Below are 13,753 nucleotides of genomic sequence, written 5' to 3' on the forward strand. Positions count from 1 at the left end.
TCTTCTCGCAGCTCGAACGGAGTAGAACCGCACATGGCGGAGGGTGACGTCCGTCAGTACTGGGTTCGCAACGACAGGGGCACCCTGTGGGGGCCCCTCACCCTGCCGACCATCGAGCTGCTCATCGACAGCGGCTCCATCAAGGGGAAGCTCCAGGTCTCCGAGGACGGCATCAACTTCGCCTTCCCCTGGCGCTTCCCGGAGGCCCGCGACACCTTCCCCCGGGAGCTCTGGGGTGACGGGGCGCCCGACGTGCCCCGGGGCGCCGGGAGCGCGCCCGCCATCGGTCAAAGCCAATGGACCGGAGCCGACGGCGGAGCACCCGTGGCGGGTCCCGGCGCGAATCCCGGCGGCATGCCCACGGCCGGTCCCGGTGCGAATCCCGGTGGCGCACCCATGGCCGGTCCCGGTGCTGTCGCGAGACCCGGGCCAGGGGCTGCTCCGATGGCGGGGCCCGGGACACGTCCTGGAGATCCTCGCGTCCCTGGCAACCCCATGGCCGCACAGCAGGGTGCGCGCCCCGGCGTCCCGGGGGCCGTGCCCGGAGCCCCCAACGTCGCCGCGCGTCCAGCACCCGGAGTCGCCACGGCCCCCGGAGTCGCCTCGGCGCCAGGAAGGCCAGCGACGGCACCCGGAGCGGGCGTCGCGCCGCAAGCAGGAGCCGCCGCGCGTCCCGCCGGGGCGCCCCAAGCACCCGGAGGAGTCGCACCGCAAGCCGGCGCACCCGCCGCTGTCGCGCGTCCCGCCGGGGCGCCGCAAGCCCCTGGAGGAGTCGCACCGCCAGCGGGAGCCACCAACGTGGGAGCACCTCCCGCCAGGGCGCCCGGTTCCCCGCAGTCAGGGAGCCACGCCGCCGTCGTGACGGAGGCCTCGGGCTACGCGGTGCCGGCCCGGGGGCAGTTGGAGCAGACCTCGCCGCTGAACCTCTACGGGCGAATGGCCTCCGCGGAGCTCACGGGGCTGCTCACGCTCACGCTCTCCGACCGCGTCACCCTGATTCACTTCCGCAAGGGCAACCCGGAGTACGTCGACTCGACGCATGCCGAGGACGCGCTGGGCACCTCGCTGATGGGCGCGAAGCTGCTCAACCCCGAGCAGCTCCAGCAGGCCGAGTCAGCGAAGGAGCGCTTCGGTGGCGACCTGCTCGCGGCGCTCTTCGGCCTGGGCCTGCTGCAACCCGCCAGCGCCTTCGCCATCCTGGCGCAGCGGGCTTCCAGCATCCTGTTCAAGGGGCTGCGCGCCGAAGCGGGCACGTTCACCTTCGAGGTCCGTGAGCTGGCGGGCAACAAGTCCATGCCGCTGGGCAACCGGTGGGCCGTGCTCAGCGACACCGTGCGCCGCATGCCGTCCACGGATATCAAACGCCGGCTGATGCCGGTGCTCCAGCTCCCCATCATGAAGGCGGGGGGCATGGTGGCCGCGAGCGACCTGCGCCTCACGCCGCACGAAGTCAGGGCCCTCACCGTCATCGACGGCGTGCGCTCGGTGAACCAGCTCCTCACCGACTTTCCGCAGGACGCCGACCACCTGCTGCGCATCGCGTTCCTCCTCCGGGAGCTGGACGCGGTGTCCTTCGCCGCGGTGTCGCCCACCAGCGCGGGCCCACGTCCCGCGGCCCCGACTCCCGGTGCCGCCGCCGCGAGCCCACAGCCCGCGCCTGGCGCGGCGGCACAGGCGCCTCGTCCCGGCAATCCGCCCGGCGTCGGCACGGCTCCCGCTGGAGCGGCCCGCCCCGCCACGGGAGCGGCCCCCGGCAATCCGCCCGGAGTGGCGACCGCCGCCGGAGCCGCACGTCCTGGCAATCCTCCCGGAGCAGCCACCGCCGCTCCTGGAGCCGCTCGCCCCGGCAATCCTCCCGGAGCCGCCGCCGCGCCTGGAGCCGCCCGCCCTGGCAATCCCCCGGGAGCAGCGCCCCGGCCAGCCGGCCCTCCGACAGTCGGTCCAGCCACGGGTGGGGCGCCGCCCACCGTCACCGCCAATGCGCCGGGCTCCGACGAGATTCCGTCGCTGCGTCAGCTCGTGATGGCGCTCAAGCAGCAGAACCACTTCCAGCGGCTGGGATTGGCGGAGCAGGCGGACTCCAGCGCGGTCAAGGTCGCCTACTTCCGGCTCGCCAAGCTCTACCACCCGGACACGCTGCCGCAGGGCGCGCCGCCGGAACTGGAGAAGCTCAAGGCCGAGGTGTTCGCCTACATCGGCGATGCCTACCGGACGCTGTCCGACGACAAGAGCCGCGCGTCCTATCTGGAGGAGCTCAAGAGCGGCGGCGGCGGGGCGGAAGTCGACATCAACGCCATCCTCCAGGCCGAGGAGCTGTTCCAGAAGGCGTGCATCCTCGTGAAGGCGCGCAAGTTCCCCGAAGCGGTGAAGATGCTGAACGAGGCCATCCAGCTCAACGCGGAGGAGGCGGAGTTCTACGCGTGGCGAGGCTACGCGCGCTTCTTCACGGCGACGGACAAGAAGGCGGCGCAGCCGGAGGCGTCCCGGGAAATCCAGAACGCCATCAAGCGCAATGAGCGCTGTGCGCCGGCGCACTACTTCCTCGGGGTGATTGCGAAGCTGTCGGGGGACGCTCCCGGTTCGCTCAAGCACTTCAAGCGGACAGTGGAGCTTCAGCCGGACCACATCGACGCGCAGCGGGAGATTCGCATGGCGGCCCAGAAGAAGTAGGGTGCGCCCCCCATCCGGGAGGGGCCTGGGGCCCCGCCGGACGTATCGAAGGAGTTTGCAACGTGCCGCTCACCGGGAAGCAACGCCGCCAACTGCGCGCGCTCGGACACCACTTGGAGCCGGTGGTCATCGTCGGTCAATCCGGTGTCACCGAGGGCGTCATCGCCGCCGTCGAGCAGGCGCTGCATGACCACGAGCTCATCAAGGTGAAGCTCAACGAGGGCCCTGAGACGCGTCAGGAAGCCGCCGCGCGCATCGCCGAGGGAACGGGCGCCGAGCAGGCCCAGCTCCTGGGCCGCACCGCCCTCTTCTTCAAGAAGCGCAAGGAGAAGTCCAAGTTCGAGAAGCTCTGACGGACCGCGCCCGGGGCCGCCTCACCACTCGAGGGCCTCGGGCGCCTTTCGGAACAGCTTCTGGAGTTCCTCGACGTCCCGCCACGAGCGCTGCATCTCCCGCCACACCGTGGGATGTGGAGCGCGTTGGATGGCGTGCACGCGCAGCCGCAAGGCCTTCGCCGGAGCACGCCGCACCCTCAGCCACACGTACTCCACGAGGCGCGCCCGGTATGACGCGAACGCATCCTTCCTGGCTTCCACCAGCACCTCACGGTTGAGTCGCAGGACGTTCAGTGTGTAGTCCGCTCGCGCGTACCCTCTCGTTCCCTTGGGCGCCCGTGGCACGAAGTGGAAGGTGCCTCTCAGGTCGAGGTCCAGGAGCTCCATCGGGTCCTCGCTCCGAGGGTCGATGAACACGGACTCTCCCGGCGGCGGGCGCTTGCCGAGGAGCCGATGTGTCCGGCCGACCTCGAGCACCTTGCGCCCACGCGGAGGGAACACGGCGAACCGGTTGCTCTTGGGACCGTTGCAGGGTCGGCAGGCATAGAGGTAATTGCGCCACGCGAAGACCCATTCCGGATAGAGGTCCTTGGGCCAGATGTGCTCGACCGCGTCGGCCGCGGAGTCCTCGCAGTACCCACAGCGCATGGCTCCCGAGCACAGCTTCAGGAGATGCCGACGGACCGCGACGAAGGTCCTGTTTCGCGGCGTATTGCGCTGGTGGAAGCGCTTCTTCGCGGCGGCGACCTGCTCGGCGTGACTCCCGAGGGCATCCACCTCCGCCTGCCAACGTTCGAGCTGCCTCCCCACGGCCTCCGGCAACGCCTTCTCCGGCAATCGAATCACGCCCCGCCCCAATCCTCCGACTCGTGAACCGTCATCGCCGTGGTCGGCTGGCTGGCCCGCAGCCCCGCCTGCTCCTTGCGCTCGGCGGCACTCAGGCCCTTTCGAAGCTCCTTCATGTTCAGCTCGGCCAGACGATGCACACGCGCCTTCGACCGCTCGGAGCGGGTGACGCCCTGCCCGAAGACGCCCGTCCCATAGGCATCCAGCACGTTTCCAAAGACGAGCCGGTCGCGCTCGACGCCCGTCACCTGCCTGGCCACTTCGTCCGACCCCGGGCTCGGCAGACGCCAGATGGTCCCTTCGTCCGCGGCCTGGCAGACCAGGGGGCTGTGCGTGGTGACGATGAACTGCATCTTCGGGAAGTGCTTCCGGAACCAGGGCCCCACGTTCCGCTGCCACGTCGGATGCAGGTGGGCATCCACTTCATCGATGAGCACGACACCCGGCACGTCCACGCGCGTGGGGTCCTTGGGGTGGAAGACCTTCTTGGCGCCGTAGGCCGCCGCGAGCTGTCGGATGAGCTCGAAGGTCATGCTCAAGATGGAGCGATAGCCATCGCTCAGCGCCTCGACGGGAATCTGATGGCCATTGCCGTCGACAAAGAGCACTTCCCGCGAGGTGACGTCCTTCAAGCGAGCCTGATGTGGAAGGAAGTCAGGCTGATTGATGAACTGGGTAAGCGGGTCGAGCAGGTCCCCTTCTGGGTCATCCTCGTGCTGCTTGAACTTGAGCTGCTGAAGCCACTTCAAGCCTTCCGTCAACGCGACGCTCTCGTCGAAGACGGACAGATGGCGGGCCAGTCGCGAGTGGGTCGTGAACAGCTTCTCGTAGGTGGCGTCGCCCCCCGTGAAGCGGCGGAAAGGGCCATACGACGCGGAGAACCATCCCGCGCCACTGCTCCAGACATGAGCTTCAGGGTCGACCCGAGAGCCAGGGCCGGGAGTGTGCGGCTCACGAGGGTGAAGCGCTTCAGGGCGGACTCCCCGCCGCTGGACGTCACCGACCTTCACATCGACTCGCAACGGAGCCTTGATGCTCGCCTTCATTTGCCCGGGCAGCTTGTCGAGCCGTGCGTCGGGCGTGAGCCGCAACCGCACAAAGCCGTCGACACCTTGGTGCCTCCACTGGGCCCAGTCCTCCAACAGCGCCATGGCCTCGTCGGGCCCCACGAGTGCCAGGGCGATGGCGCGGAGGACCGAAGACTTCCCGGAGCCGTTATCCCCCAGGATGACGTGCCACCCTGGGGCCTGCTCGGGCGAGATCTCCCAAGCCAGTGTCCGAATCGCCAGGACGTTATCGATGGAGAATTTCGTCAGGTACATGACTTGGACACCAACCCTAGTCGCATCCACTGACCAAGCCCAGGGTGACAGGGTCCATCAGGGCTGTGCGAAAAACCACCGGGGGCCGCCTCACTTACCGGTGAAGCGGGCCTCGCGGCGCTCCAGGAAGGACTGGACGCCCTCGGCGGCGTCCTCCGTTCCCACCAGCTCCAGCAATCGAGGCAGCAGCGCGCGCGCCGCCGCCTCGGGCCCCTCGTGCACCGCCTGTCGCGCGGACGCGAGCGTCGCCTGGACACCCAGGGGCGCCTGCTTCGCCACCGTCTCCGCCAGGGCCAGCGCGCGCTCCAGGTGACGGCCGCGCTCCACCACTTCCTGCACCAGTCCCAGCCGGTACGCCTCGCGCGCGTCGAACTCGTCGCCGGTGAGCAGCCAGCGCATGGCATTGCCCCAGCCCGCTCGCTGCGGGAAGCGCAGGGTGGCGCCGCCGAACGGGAAGATGCCGCGCTTGATTTCAATCTGTCCGAAGCGCGCGTCCTCGGAGGCCACCGCGATGTCCGCCGCGAGGATGAGCTCGATGGACAGCGTGAGGCACAGGCCCTGGACGGCGACGACGAGGGGCTTGGTCCGCAGCGCCCCCTGGATGCCCCACGGGTCGATGAAGCCCTCGGTGTAGAGCGGCTCCCCGCTGGCGAGCGCGGGCGCGACGCTCGCCAGGTCCAGGCCCGCGGAGAAGTGGTCGCCCACCGCGAAGATGACCATGCACCGCACGTCCGGATGACGGTCCGCCTCTGTCACCGCGGAGGACAGTCCCCGCAGCATGCCGACGTCGAACGCGTTGCGCTTCTCCGGGCGGTGGATGCCGATGAGGCCGAGGTGACCACGCACTTCCAGGGAGATTCGAGGGTCCGATGGGCTCATGGGCGCTCCACGGTGAGGAAGAGAGCCCAAGTCTCCGTCAAGCGGCCCCGGCCATGCCATCACCCGTGTCGCGCCGTCCAACGCAGGACGTTCAGAACCGTCCCGCCAGCCCGGTGACGAGACTTCCGTCCCGCGTGCGGCCCACCGTCGGAACCACCACGGCCTGGGACATGGATGCGCGCACGGTGGCGGAGTGGGAGAGGCCGAAGCCGAAGAGCGCCCCGACAAAGGGCGTCACGAGCAGGGCGAAGCCCCCCAGCACGGCGACGTCATCACTGTCGCTGCTCAGCATCAGCGCCGAGGGCACCGCCCCCAACGCGGCGCCCAGCAGGGTGTAGCCGAAGCCGCCCTCCCCGCCGAGCCACTGGCCCGTGAGGTAGACGCCCGAGGCCACGCCCAACGCCATGCCCACGCCCACCGACAGCGTGAGCCCCGTCTCGCGCTCACAAGAAGAGCCGTTGTCACAGCCCGTCACCGAGCTGCCCAGGAAGTATCCCCCCATCCCGCCCACGAGCATCCCTCCACCCCCGAGAAGAAGTCCCAGCGGGATGTGCGCGCCGCGTCGATACCGCCGCGTGGCGGGCCGGGTGACGGAAGGTGGAGGCCAGACAGGCGCCTCGACCACGTCGTCCGGGACGGAGATGAGCGGGGGCGGCACGGAAGGCCCCTCTACCGCGCGCTCCGATTCGGGGAGGTGCTGACCCGACGCCGGCATCCCGACGAGGCCCACGGCGAACGAGGCAATCAGACAGCAGGTCTTCATGACGATGGCGCACTCCCCAAGACGAAACTTCAGGCCACCCACGCGACGGCTGTCAATCCAAGGTCCAAGTCGCCCCAGGATGACTCGACACCTCCGCCGGGACACCCGCCAAGGAAATGCCTCGCGCGGCGCACCCGAGGCAGCAACCCACGTGGGCACCGCATCTCGACGAAGTCCGAGCGAGCCCACCGGGCAGCCGCCGCATCAGCGCGTGAATCCCGCCGTGCTGGCCGCCAGCTCCGCCGCTTCGCCCAACCGCTCCAGCAGCGCGGGACCGAAGTACTGCCGCCGCGACTCACCGCCGCCCAGGTTCACCAACGCCGGGGTCTCCACATAACCCACGTACCCACCGGCGAGCCCCAGCACGCCCGAGGCCCCGGTGCGCCGCACCAGCTCCGCGCCCGCGTCGACAGTGGGCTCGCCCGGCACCGTCACCAGCTCCAGCGGCCCCAGCACCAGCGCCGCCACTTCCGCCACGCGCGCCGAGGAGCCACACAGCATGTTGTCGCCCGCGGCGCGAGTGAACGAGGGCACCAGCCGCGACGCATCCGGCCGAGGCATCGCCGCCTCCGCGCGCGCCAGCGACAGTCGGACCGAAGGCCCCACGGGGGCCGGGGTCGCCTTGCCCGCCAGGTCCGACAAGGCGCGCGCGAAGGCGGACACGCGCTCCAGTCCCTGTCCTTCCGAGAACGCCACCGAGGCATTGCCCACCGTGCCCTGCAACAGCAGCGTCACGCCGCTGCCCTCTGCCTCGCGCAGCGAGCTGAGTCGCCCCGGATAGTCAGGGTCCACATACGCGCGCTGCCGGGGCACCATCGTCGGGTGCGCGGCGAAGAAGAGCAGCTCCGCCACGGGTGCCTGGGCGCCGCGCAGCACCGCGCGAGTCAGCGTTCCATCCGGCGCGGTGCCACCGCTGCGCGTGTAGACGAAGGAAGGCTCCTTGGCCTCACCCAACTCCAGTGTCACGTCGGTGAGCGCGGCCCCCGCCTGTCGCAGCGCGGCGCTCGCGGCGGCGGCGACCGACTCCAGCGAGTCCTCGCGGTAGCGCCCCGTCCCGACGAGCTGGGACACCAGCCGGCTGTCATAGCCGCCCAGCGAGGAGTGCGTGTGAGTGGCGAGCACCAGCACGTCCTGGAGCCCGGCGGCCAGCGCGCGCTCGCGCACCTTCGCGGTCACCACATCCGTGACGAACATCAGCTCGAGCGACACCAGCCCCACGCGAGTGCCCCCGGACTCCAGCACCACCGCGCGAGCGTGGAGCGGCGGGTCGGACTGGCTCGCATCCGGACGCGGCGGCGGGTAGCCGGCCACCACCACCGGGAACGGCGGCACCAGCGCCACCTTCGCCGCGCCCGCGCGCAACGCGCCTTCTGCTTTCACGTGAGACAGCAGCACTGGCGCGCGCTGCTCCCAGGTGCCGCACCAGTTCCACGAACCCAATGAATAAGCGGCACCCACGGTGAGCAGGACCAGGGGAAACAGGGAACGCCAGGAGGCTCGTCGCGGAGAAGCCATGCGGTGGCCAGACTAACGGGACGGTGCACGCACCGCGAGGCTCGTGTGCCCACATGAGCCGACTCCGGTGGCGGGTGGAATACCCACCAGAGGGGCATGCGTTCCTGTTCCGCTCACCGCCCGAAAGGAGTAAGGCACCGCGCCATGTGCGGCATCTTCGGAATCACGGGACACGCCGAGGCCTCTAACCTGACGTACCTGGGGCTGCACGCCCTGCAGCACCGCGGTCAGGAGTCCGCTGGCATCGTCGCTTCCGACGGCCACGGTCTTCGGGCGCACCGTCAGATGGGGTTGGTGGCGGATATCTTCGACGCGCCGGTGCTCGCCGGCCTGCCTGGCCAGTCGGCCATCGGCCACGTGCGGTACTCGACGGCCGGTGGCAGCCAGCTCAAGAACGCTCAGCCGCTCTTCGTGGCGTACGCGGGAGGACAGGTCGCCGTCGCACACAATGGCAACCTGGTGAACGCGGGAGCGCTGAAGGAGAAGCTGGAGGCCGACGGAGCCATCTTCCAGTCGGACGCGGACACGGAGGTCATCATGCACCTCCTGGCGCGCTCCAAGCAGGCGACCTTCGAGCAGAAGCTGGTGGAGGCGCTGCGCAAGGTGGAAGGCGCCTACAGCCTGCTGGTGCTCACGCAGAACAAGCTGGTCGCGGTGAGGGACCCGCTGGGCATCCGGCCGCTGGTGTTGGGACGGATGAAGGAAGGCGCGTACGTGGTCGCCAGCGAGACGACCGCGCTGGACCTCATCGAAGCGGATGTGGTGCGCGAGCTGGAGCCGGGCGAGCTGCTGGTCATCGAGAACGGCATGCTGCGCACCAGCAGGCCCTTCGCGGAGCCCGCGCGCCTGGGGCGCTGCATCTTCGAGCAGGTGTATTTCGCGAGGCCGGACTCGGTGTTGTTCGGCAGCAGCGTGTACGAGGTGCGAAAGAAGATGGGCATGCAGCTGGCGCGCGAGCAGCCCGCGGAAGCGGACCTGGTCATCGCGGTGCCGGACTCGGGTGTGGCGGCGGCCATCGGCTTCTCGCAGCAGAGCGGGATTCCGTATGACGTGGGCCTCATCCGCAGCCACTACGTGGGCCGCACGTTCATCGAGCCGCAGCAGTCCATCCGTCACTTCGGCGTGAAGCTGAAGCTGTCGGCGGTGCGGCACGTGCTCAAGGGCAAGCGCGTGGTGGTGGTGGACGACTCCATCGTCCGAGGCACCACGAGCCGTAAAATCGTGAAGATGATCAAAGCGGCGGGGGCGCTGGAGGTGCATCTGCGCATCTCCTCGCCGCCGACGAAGTGGCCCTGCTTCTACGGCATCGACACGCCGAGCCGTCAGGAGCTCATCGCGGCGACGCACAGCACGGACGAAATCGCGAAGTACGTCACGGCGGACACGCTGGGCTACATCTCGCTGGAGGGGCTGGGCACGGCGGTGGGCGACCCCAGTCGCGGCAGCTTCTGCACGGCGTGTTTCTCGGGCGAGTACCTCATCGGAGAGCTGTCGCCCTCCGCGCCGGAAGCGACCAAGCTGACGGCCTGACCGGGCCACGGCGAGACGTACAAGCACAAGGCCCCCGACCCGCTCATCGGGTCGGGGGCCTTGCTCGTTCCAGACCGCGGTGGAGGCTTCGCTTCAGCGAAGCTCCGCGCCCGTGGACCAGGGCCGTGGTCGCGTTCGGGGCGTCAGTCGAGACTTCGCGTCAGCGAAGCGCCGTTCCCCATCATCCTCGGGGCAGGCGCCTCGGTCGTTTCGCGCGTCAGTTGTGGTTGTCGAACTGGATGCCCTCGCGAACCTCACCCATCGCCTGTTCGGTGAGGCCGATGGCCTTCGCGCGGTGACCGCCCTTGTCGGGGGACGCGTTCTTCAGGGCGGAGAGCGCCTTCTCCAGATGGGCCATGGCGTCACGCATGCGCGGCTGACGCTCCGCCTGGGCCTGGTTGACGAGACCGCCGAGGAAGAAAGCAGCAGTGGCGGCGAGGACGGTGCGGCGCATGGAAGGCTCCGGGGTGGTCGCGTCAGGGACGCGAAGAGGCTGTTTCCCTCTCGAACCCGGAAGCCGTCGGGAAGTTGCGGGCCACGGTGAAAGCCCCCATCGCCCGTCACGGCGGTGTGCATGGGACACCGCGGCGCGCACCGTGAGTGCAGGCCGCGCGGCCTCACCCACCGCCCGTCACGGAGGGCGCTGGCGGCAGCGGAGCACCCGCGATGAAGTCCACGAGGTCGGAGGGAAGTGGCGCCTCGAAGGCGGCCTCCACGCCAGTACCAGGATGAGGGAAGACGATGCGCGCGGCGTGCAGCGCATGTCGTGGCAGGCGCAGCCGGGTCCATGCTTCGGGCTCCAGGCTGTGCTTGCTGAAACGGTCAAAATAGCCCGGGTCCGGCCCATACATCTTGTCGCCCACCAGCGGGAAGCCCGCGACGTGCAGGTGGATGCGAATCTGATGCTGGCGCCCCGTCTCAGGAAAGCAGCGCAGCAGCGCGAAGGGCGCGCCATCACGAGTGAAGCGCTGGAGCACCTGGAAGCGGGTGCGGCTGGGCTTGCCCTCCACGGGGTCGATTCGCACGGCGATGCGGATGAGCTCGGTGCCCTCGGCGATGGGCGCGTCGACGACGAAGGAGTCCTCGGAAGGATGTCCCTCGCAGACGGCGAGGTACTCCTTGTGTACGTCGCGCGAGACGAAGAGTCGGCCCAGCACGCGGCAGGACTCGGTGGTGCGGCCGCAGACGACGAGCCCGCTGGTCTCCCGGTCCAGGCGATGCGCGGGCTCGGCGAAGCGCTCACCGAAGCGCTCGCGCAGGATGGAGACGAGGGTGCCCTTGTGGTAGCGCGCGGTGGGATGGATGGGCAGGCCCGCGGGCTTGTCGAGCACCAGCAGCCAGTCATCCTGGAACACGACGGGGAGCGTGGTGGGCGTCTCGGGCTCTTCGGTGCCAGGGCGGCGAAGCCGGAAAGCCATGCCGGGATACACGGGCGTGGAGGGCTTCAGCCTCCGCTCGTCGCAGCGGACACCGCGCAGGATGATTCCGGCCAGGCGCTCACGCGGCATGCGGCGCAGCTTCTGGCCCAGGTAGTCCTCCAGGCGCCAGCCCGCGTAGTTGGGCTCCACGACGAACGGGATGTCGACGAAGCCCTCGGGAGTCGGGTCCTTCTGGGAGGCGGAGACCTCCGCCGGTGAGTCCATCTCGCCGCGCATGACCTCCACGCTCTAACACGGAGCGGAAGCACAGACAGTCGGAACGAACACGGCCACGAGGCACCGTCACGCCAGCGTCGCGGCCACAGCGGGCATCGCACGACGAGGAGCCACCTCGGCGCGAACCGAGTGGCCCCTCATCCACTGTCCCTCAAGCGGAGGCGGCTTGAAACGAACCCTGCTCGACGCCGAGGAAGCGCGAGAACAGGTCCGCGATGCGCTCGCCCGAGCGACCATCCCAGTACTCCGGCACGCGGCCCTTCTTGCCCTGTCCGTTGAGGGCGCGGTCAGCGGCCTCGCGGATGCGGTCCGGGTCGGTGCCCACCACCTCGTTGGTGCCTTCGTCGACGGTGATGGGACGCTCGGTCTGCTCGCGCAGGGTGAGGCACGGCACGCCCAGCGCGGTGGTCTCCTCCTGGAGGCCGCCCGAGTCAGTGAGGATGAGCCGAGCCTGCGACGTCAGCGCGAGGAACTCCAGATACCCCATGGGGTCCACGGGGCGCAGGTTCGGGTTGCGCTCGAACGCGGAGTTCAGCCCCTGCTCGGAGATCATCTTCCGCGTGCGCGGATGCACCGGGAACACGACAGGGATTCGGGAAGCCACATGGGCGATGGCGGACAGCAGCCCACCGAGCACCCGAGGGTCATCCACGTTGGACGGCCGGTGGAGCGTGCACACCGCGTAGCCCTGGGGCGTGAGGCCCAGGTTCTTCAGCACGGGCAACTGGTCGGCCCGCTCCTTCGAGGCGAGCAGCGAGTCGATCATCACGTTGCCCACGAAGTGGATGCGGTCCGGGTCCACCCCTTCCTTGAGCAGGTTCGCGTCCGCGTCGCGAGAAGGCGTGAGGAGCAGGTCGGCCAACCGGTCGGTGACGACGCGGTTGATCTCCTCCGGCTGGTGCCGGGAGTTGCTGCGCAGGCCCGCTTCGACGTGGGCCAGGGGAATCGCCAGCTTGGACGACACGAGCGCGGCGGCGACGGTGCTGTTGACGTCACCCACGACGGAGACGAGGTCTGGCTTGTGCTCCAGGAAGACCCGCTCCAGCTCAATCATCGTCTTGGCCGTCTGCTGCGCGTGGCTGCCGGAGCCGATGCCCAGGTGCACGTCCGGCGCGGGCAACCCCAGGTCGGAGAAGAAGACGTCGCTCATCTTGACGTCGTAGTGCTGCCCCGTGTGGATGAGAATCTGCTGGAGCGGGGTCCGCGCGGCGATGGCGCGGTGGATGGGCGCGACCTTCATGAAATTGGGGCGCGCACCGACGATATGGATGACCTTCTTCATGTCGCCAGCCAAGCTAGGCACGGCGAATCGGATGCCTAGTGGCTGCGGGGCGACTCGCCTCGGAGGAGCCAGCGTCCGTCCTGAATCTGATAGACCGAGTGTGCCATGCCCTCCTCACGCACCATCGCCGTCATCCCCGCCCGTCATGCCAGCACCCGCTTCCCCGGCAAGCCGCTCGTCCTCATCGCCGGCAAGCCCATGGTGGAGCACGTGTGGCTCCGCTGTCAGGAGGCGGGCGTCTTCGACGAGGTCTGGGTGGCCACGGACGACGAGCGCATCCGCGCCACGGTGGAGCGCTTCGGAGGCCGCGCGGTGATGACCAGCCCCGCCTGCGCCACGGGCACGGACCGGGTGGCGGAGGTGGCGCGCGAGCGGCCCGACGTGGACGTATGGGTGAACGTCCAGGGTGACGAGCCCCTGGTGGACCCGGAGGCGCTCAAGTCGCTCGCCGGACTCTTCACCGACACCACCGTGCGCATGGGCACACTCGTCAGGCCCCTGGAGGCGGACGAAGCGGACAGCCCGCACGTGGTGAAGGCGGTGCTCGCGCTCAACGGCGACGCGCTCTACTTCAGCCGCAGCCTCGTCCCGCACGCGCGAGAGACCGGGACGCCTGTCCCCCGCTGGGGTCACATCGGCTTGTATGGTTACCGGCGAGAGGTCTTGTTGCGGCTCGCGGAGCTGGCACCCACGCCGCTCGAGGAGACGGAGAAGCTGGAGCAACTCCGCGCGCTGGAGCACGGCATCTCCATCCGCTGCGCCCGGGTCTCCTGGCGCACGGTGGCGGTGGATGTCCCCGGAGACGTCGCGAAGGTCGAAGCCGTCATGCGCGAGAAAGGACTGTAGCCATGGGCATCTTCCAGGACCTGTTCGGCGGAACCGACACCAAGGCGAAGGACGAGACGACGGAAGCCCCCGCCGCCGCGCCCCCCGAGCCCGCGAAGGAAGTCCCCGCG

General features: G+C 69.5%; 12 protein-coding genes. 4 read left to right on the forward strand and 8 right to left on the reverse strand.

Features of this window, described 5'->3' with window-relative positions:
* Window positions 1-33: 33 nt before the first annotated feature.
* Together HUW62_RS18935 and yhbY are read left to right on the forward strand one after the other, a co-directional pair.
* Window positions 34-2,670, forward strand: a complete 2,637-nt coding sequence (locus HUW62_RS18935) for a DnaJ domain-containing protein (protein WP_176435207.1) — start codon at window positions 34-36, stop codon at window positions 2,668-2,670.
* Between the two features lie 62 nt (window positions 2,671-2,732).
* Window positions 2,733-3,023 carry a ribosome assembly RNA-binding protein YhbY gene (yhbY, locus tag HUW62_RS18940; RefSeq protein WP_163866309.1) on the forward strand — a complete coding sequence of 97 codons (291 nt, stop codon included), beginning with the start codon at window positions 2,733-2,735 and terminating at the stop codon, window positions 3,021-3,023.
* Between the two features lie 21 nt (window positions 3,024-3,044).
* Here the strand turns inward: yhbY and HUW62_RS18945 are convergent, their stop codons facing one another.
* The 5 genes from HUW62_RS18945 to HUW62_RS18965 all read right to left on the reverse strand — a co-directional run bounded on the left by HUW62_RS18945 (window position 3,045) and on the right by HUW62_RS18965 (window position 8,330).
* Window positions 3,045-3,851: a hypothetical protein gene (locus HUW62_RS18945; protein WP_163866308.1), complete on the reverse strand. Its 807-nt coding sequence runs from the start codon at window positions 3,849-3,851 to the stop codon at window positions 3,045-3,047.
* Window positions 3,848-5,173 carry an AAA family ATPase gene (locus HUW62_RS18950; protein ID WP_176435208.1) on the reverse strand — a complete coding sequence of 442 codons (1,326 nt, stop codon included), beginning with the start codon at window positions 5,171-5,173 and terminating at the stop codon, window positions 3,848-3,850. Before HUW62_RS18950 ends, HUW62_RS18945 begins: the two co-directional genes overlap by 4 nt.
* A gap of 90 nt (window positions 5,174-5,263) precedes the next feature.
* The gene (locus HUW62_RS18955; protein WP_176435209.1) at window positions 5,264-6,052 is read right to left on the reverse strand and encodes a crotonase/enoyl-CoA hydratase family protein; all 789 of its coding nucleotides are present in this window, start codon (window positions 6,050-6,052) and stop codon (window positions 5,264-5,266) included.
* Window positions 6,053-6,143: 91 nt separating this feature from the next.
* Window positions 6,144-6,815, reverse strand: coding sequence for a hypothetical protein (locus HUW62_RS18960; RefSeq protein WP_176435210.1), 672 nt, complete (start codon window positions 6,813-6,815; stop codon window positions 6,144-6,146).
* Between the two features lie 204 nt (window positions 6,816-7,019).
* Entirely contained in the window at window positions 7,020-8,330 is a 1,311-nt protein-coding gene (locus HUW62_RS18965; RefSeq protein WP_163866304.1) for a hypothetical protein, read from the reverse strand.
* Between the two features lie 144 nt (window positions 8,331-8,474).
* On the opposite strand from HUW62_RS18965, the gene purF reads away from it, so the two are divergent.
* Window positions 8,475-9,860, forward strand: coding sequence for an amidophosphoribosyltransferase (gene purF, locus HUW62_RS18970; protein ID WP_163866303.1), 1,386 nt, complete (start codon window positions 8,475-8,477; stop codon window positions 9,858-9,860).
* A gap of 217 nt (window positions 9,861-10,077) precedes the next feature.
* On the opposite strand, the gene HUW62_RS18975 is transcribed toward purF, so the two are convergent.
* The 3 genes from HUW62_RS18975 to wecB all read right to left on the reverse strand — a co-directional run bounded on the left by HUW62_RS18975 (window position 10,078) and on the right by wecB (window position 12,797).
* On the reverse strand, window positions 10,078-10,314 hold the full coding sequence (locus HUW62_RS18975) for a hypothetical protein (protein ID WP_176435211.1): 237 nt from the start codon (window positions 10,312-10,314) through the stop codon (window positions 10,078-10,080).
* Window positions 10,315-10,477: 163 nt separating this feature from the next.
* A complete protein-coding gene (locus HUW62_RS18980) occupies window positions 10,478-11,515 on the reverse strand; it encodes an RluA family pseudouridine synthase (RefSeq protein ID WP_176435212.1) in 1,038 nt (345 codons plus the stop codon).
* 151 nt (window positions 11,516-11,666) lie between these two features.
* The gene (wecB, locus tag HUW62_RS18985) at window positions 11,667-12,797 is read right to left on the reverse strand and encodes a non-hydrolyzing UDP-N-acetylglucosamine 2-epimerase (protein ID WP_163866301.1); all 1,131 of its coding nucleotides are present in this window, start codon (window positions 12,795-12,797) and stop codon (window positions 11,667-11,669) included.
* A gap of 105 nt (window positions 12,798-12,902) precedes the next feature.
* Between wecB and kdsB the strand changes: the two genes are divergently transcribed.
* Complete coding sequence (gene kdsB, locus HUW62_RS18990; protein WP_163866300.1) at window positions 12,903-13,643, forward strand: 3-deoxy-manno-octulosonate cytidylyltransferase; 741 nt, start codon at window positions 12,903-12,905, stop codon at window positions 13,641-13,643.
* The last annotated feature ends 110 nt before the right edge of the window (window positions 13,644-13,753 follow it).

Origin of the sequence: Myxococcus sp. AM011 (genome assembly GCF_013372595.1) — a bacterium.
Lineage (GTDB): Bacteria > Myxococcota > Myxococcia > Myxococcales > Myxococcaceae > Myxococcus > Myxococcus eversor.

Excerpts from the sequence above, each read along its gene's own strand:
- HUW62_RS18935 (WP_176435207.1), top strand. The coding sequence starts at position 34 with ATGGCGGAGGGTGACGTCCGTCAGTACTGGGTTCGCAACGACAGGGGC.
- HUW62_RS18960 (WP_176435210.1), bottom strand. The coding sequence starts at position 6,815 with ATGAAGACCTGCTGTCTGATTGCCTCGTTCGCCGTGGGCCTCGTCGGG.
- HUW62_RS18980 (WP_176435212.1), bottom strand. The coding sequence starts at position 11,515 with ATGCGCGGCGAGATGGACTCACCGGCGGAGGTCTCCGCCTCCCAGAAG.
- HUW62_RS18955 (WP_176435209.1), bottom strand. The coding sequence starts at position 6,052 with ATGAGCCCATCGGACCCTCGAATCTCCCTGGAAGTGCGTGGTCACCTC.
- HUW62_RS18950 (WP_176435208.1), bottom strand. The coding sequence starts at position 5,173 with ATGTACCTGACGAAATTCTCCATCGATAACGTCCTGGCGATTCGGACA.
- HUW62_RS18975 (WP_176435211.1), bottom strand. The coding sequence starts at position 10,314 with ATGCGCCGCACCGTCCTCGCCGCCACTGCTGCTTTCTTCCTCGGCGGT.
- wecB (WP_163866301.1), bottom strand. The coding sequence starts at position 12,797 with ATGAAGAAGGTCATCCATATCGTCGGTGCGCGCCCCAATTTCATGAAG.
- purF (WP_163866303.1), top strand. The coding sequence starts at position 8,475 with ATGTGCGGCATCTTCGGAATCACGGGACACGCCGAGGCCTCTAACCTG.
- HUW62_RS18965 (WP_163866304.1), bottom strand. The coding sequence starts at position 8,330 with ATGGCTTCTCCGCGACGAGCCTCCTGGCGTTCCCTGTTTCCCCTGGTC.
- kdsB (WP_163866300.1), top strand. The coding sequence starts at position 12,903 with ATGCCCTCCTCACGCACCATCGCCGTCATCCCCGCCCGTCATGCCAGC.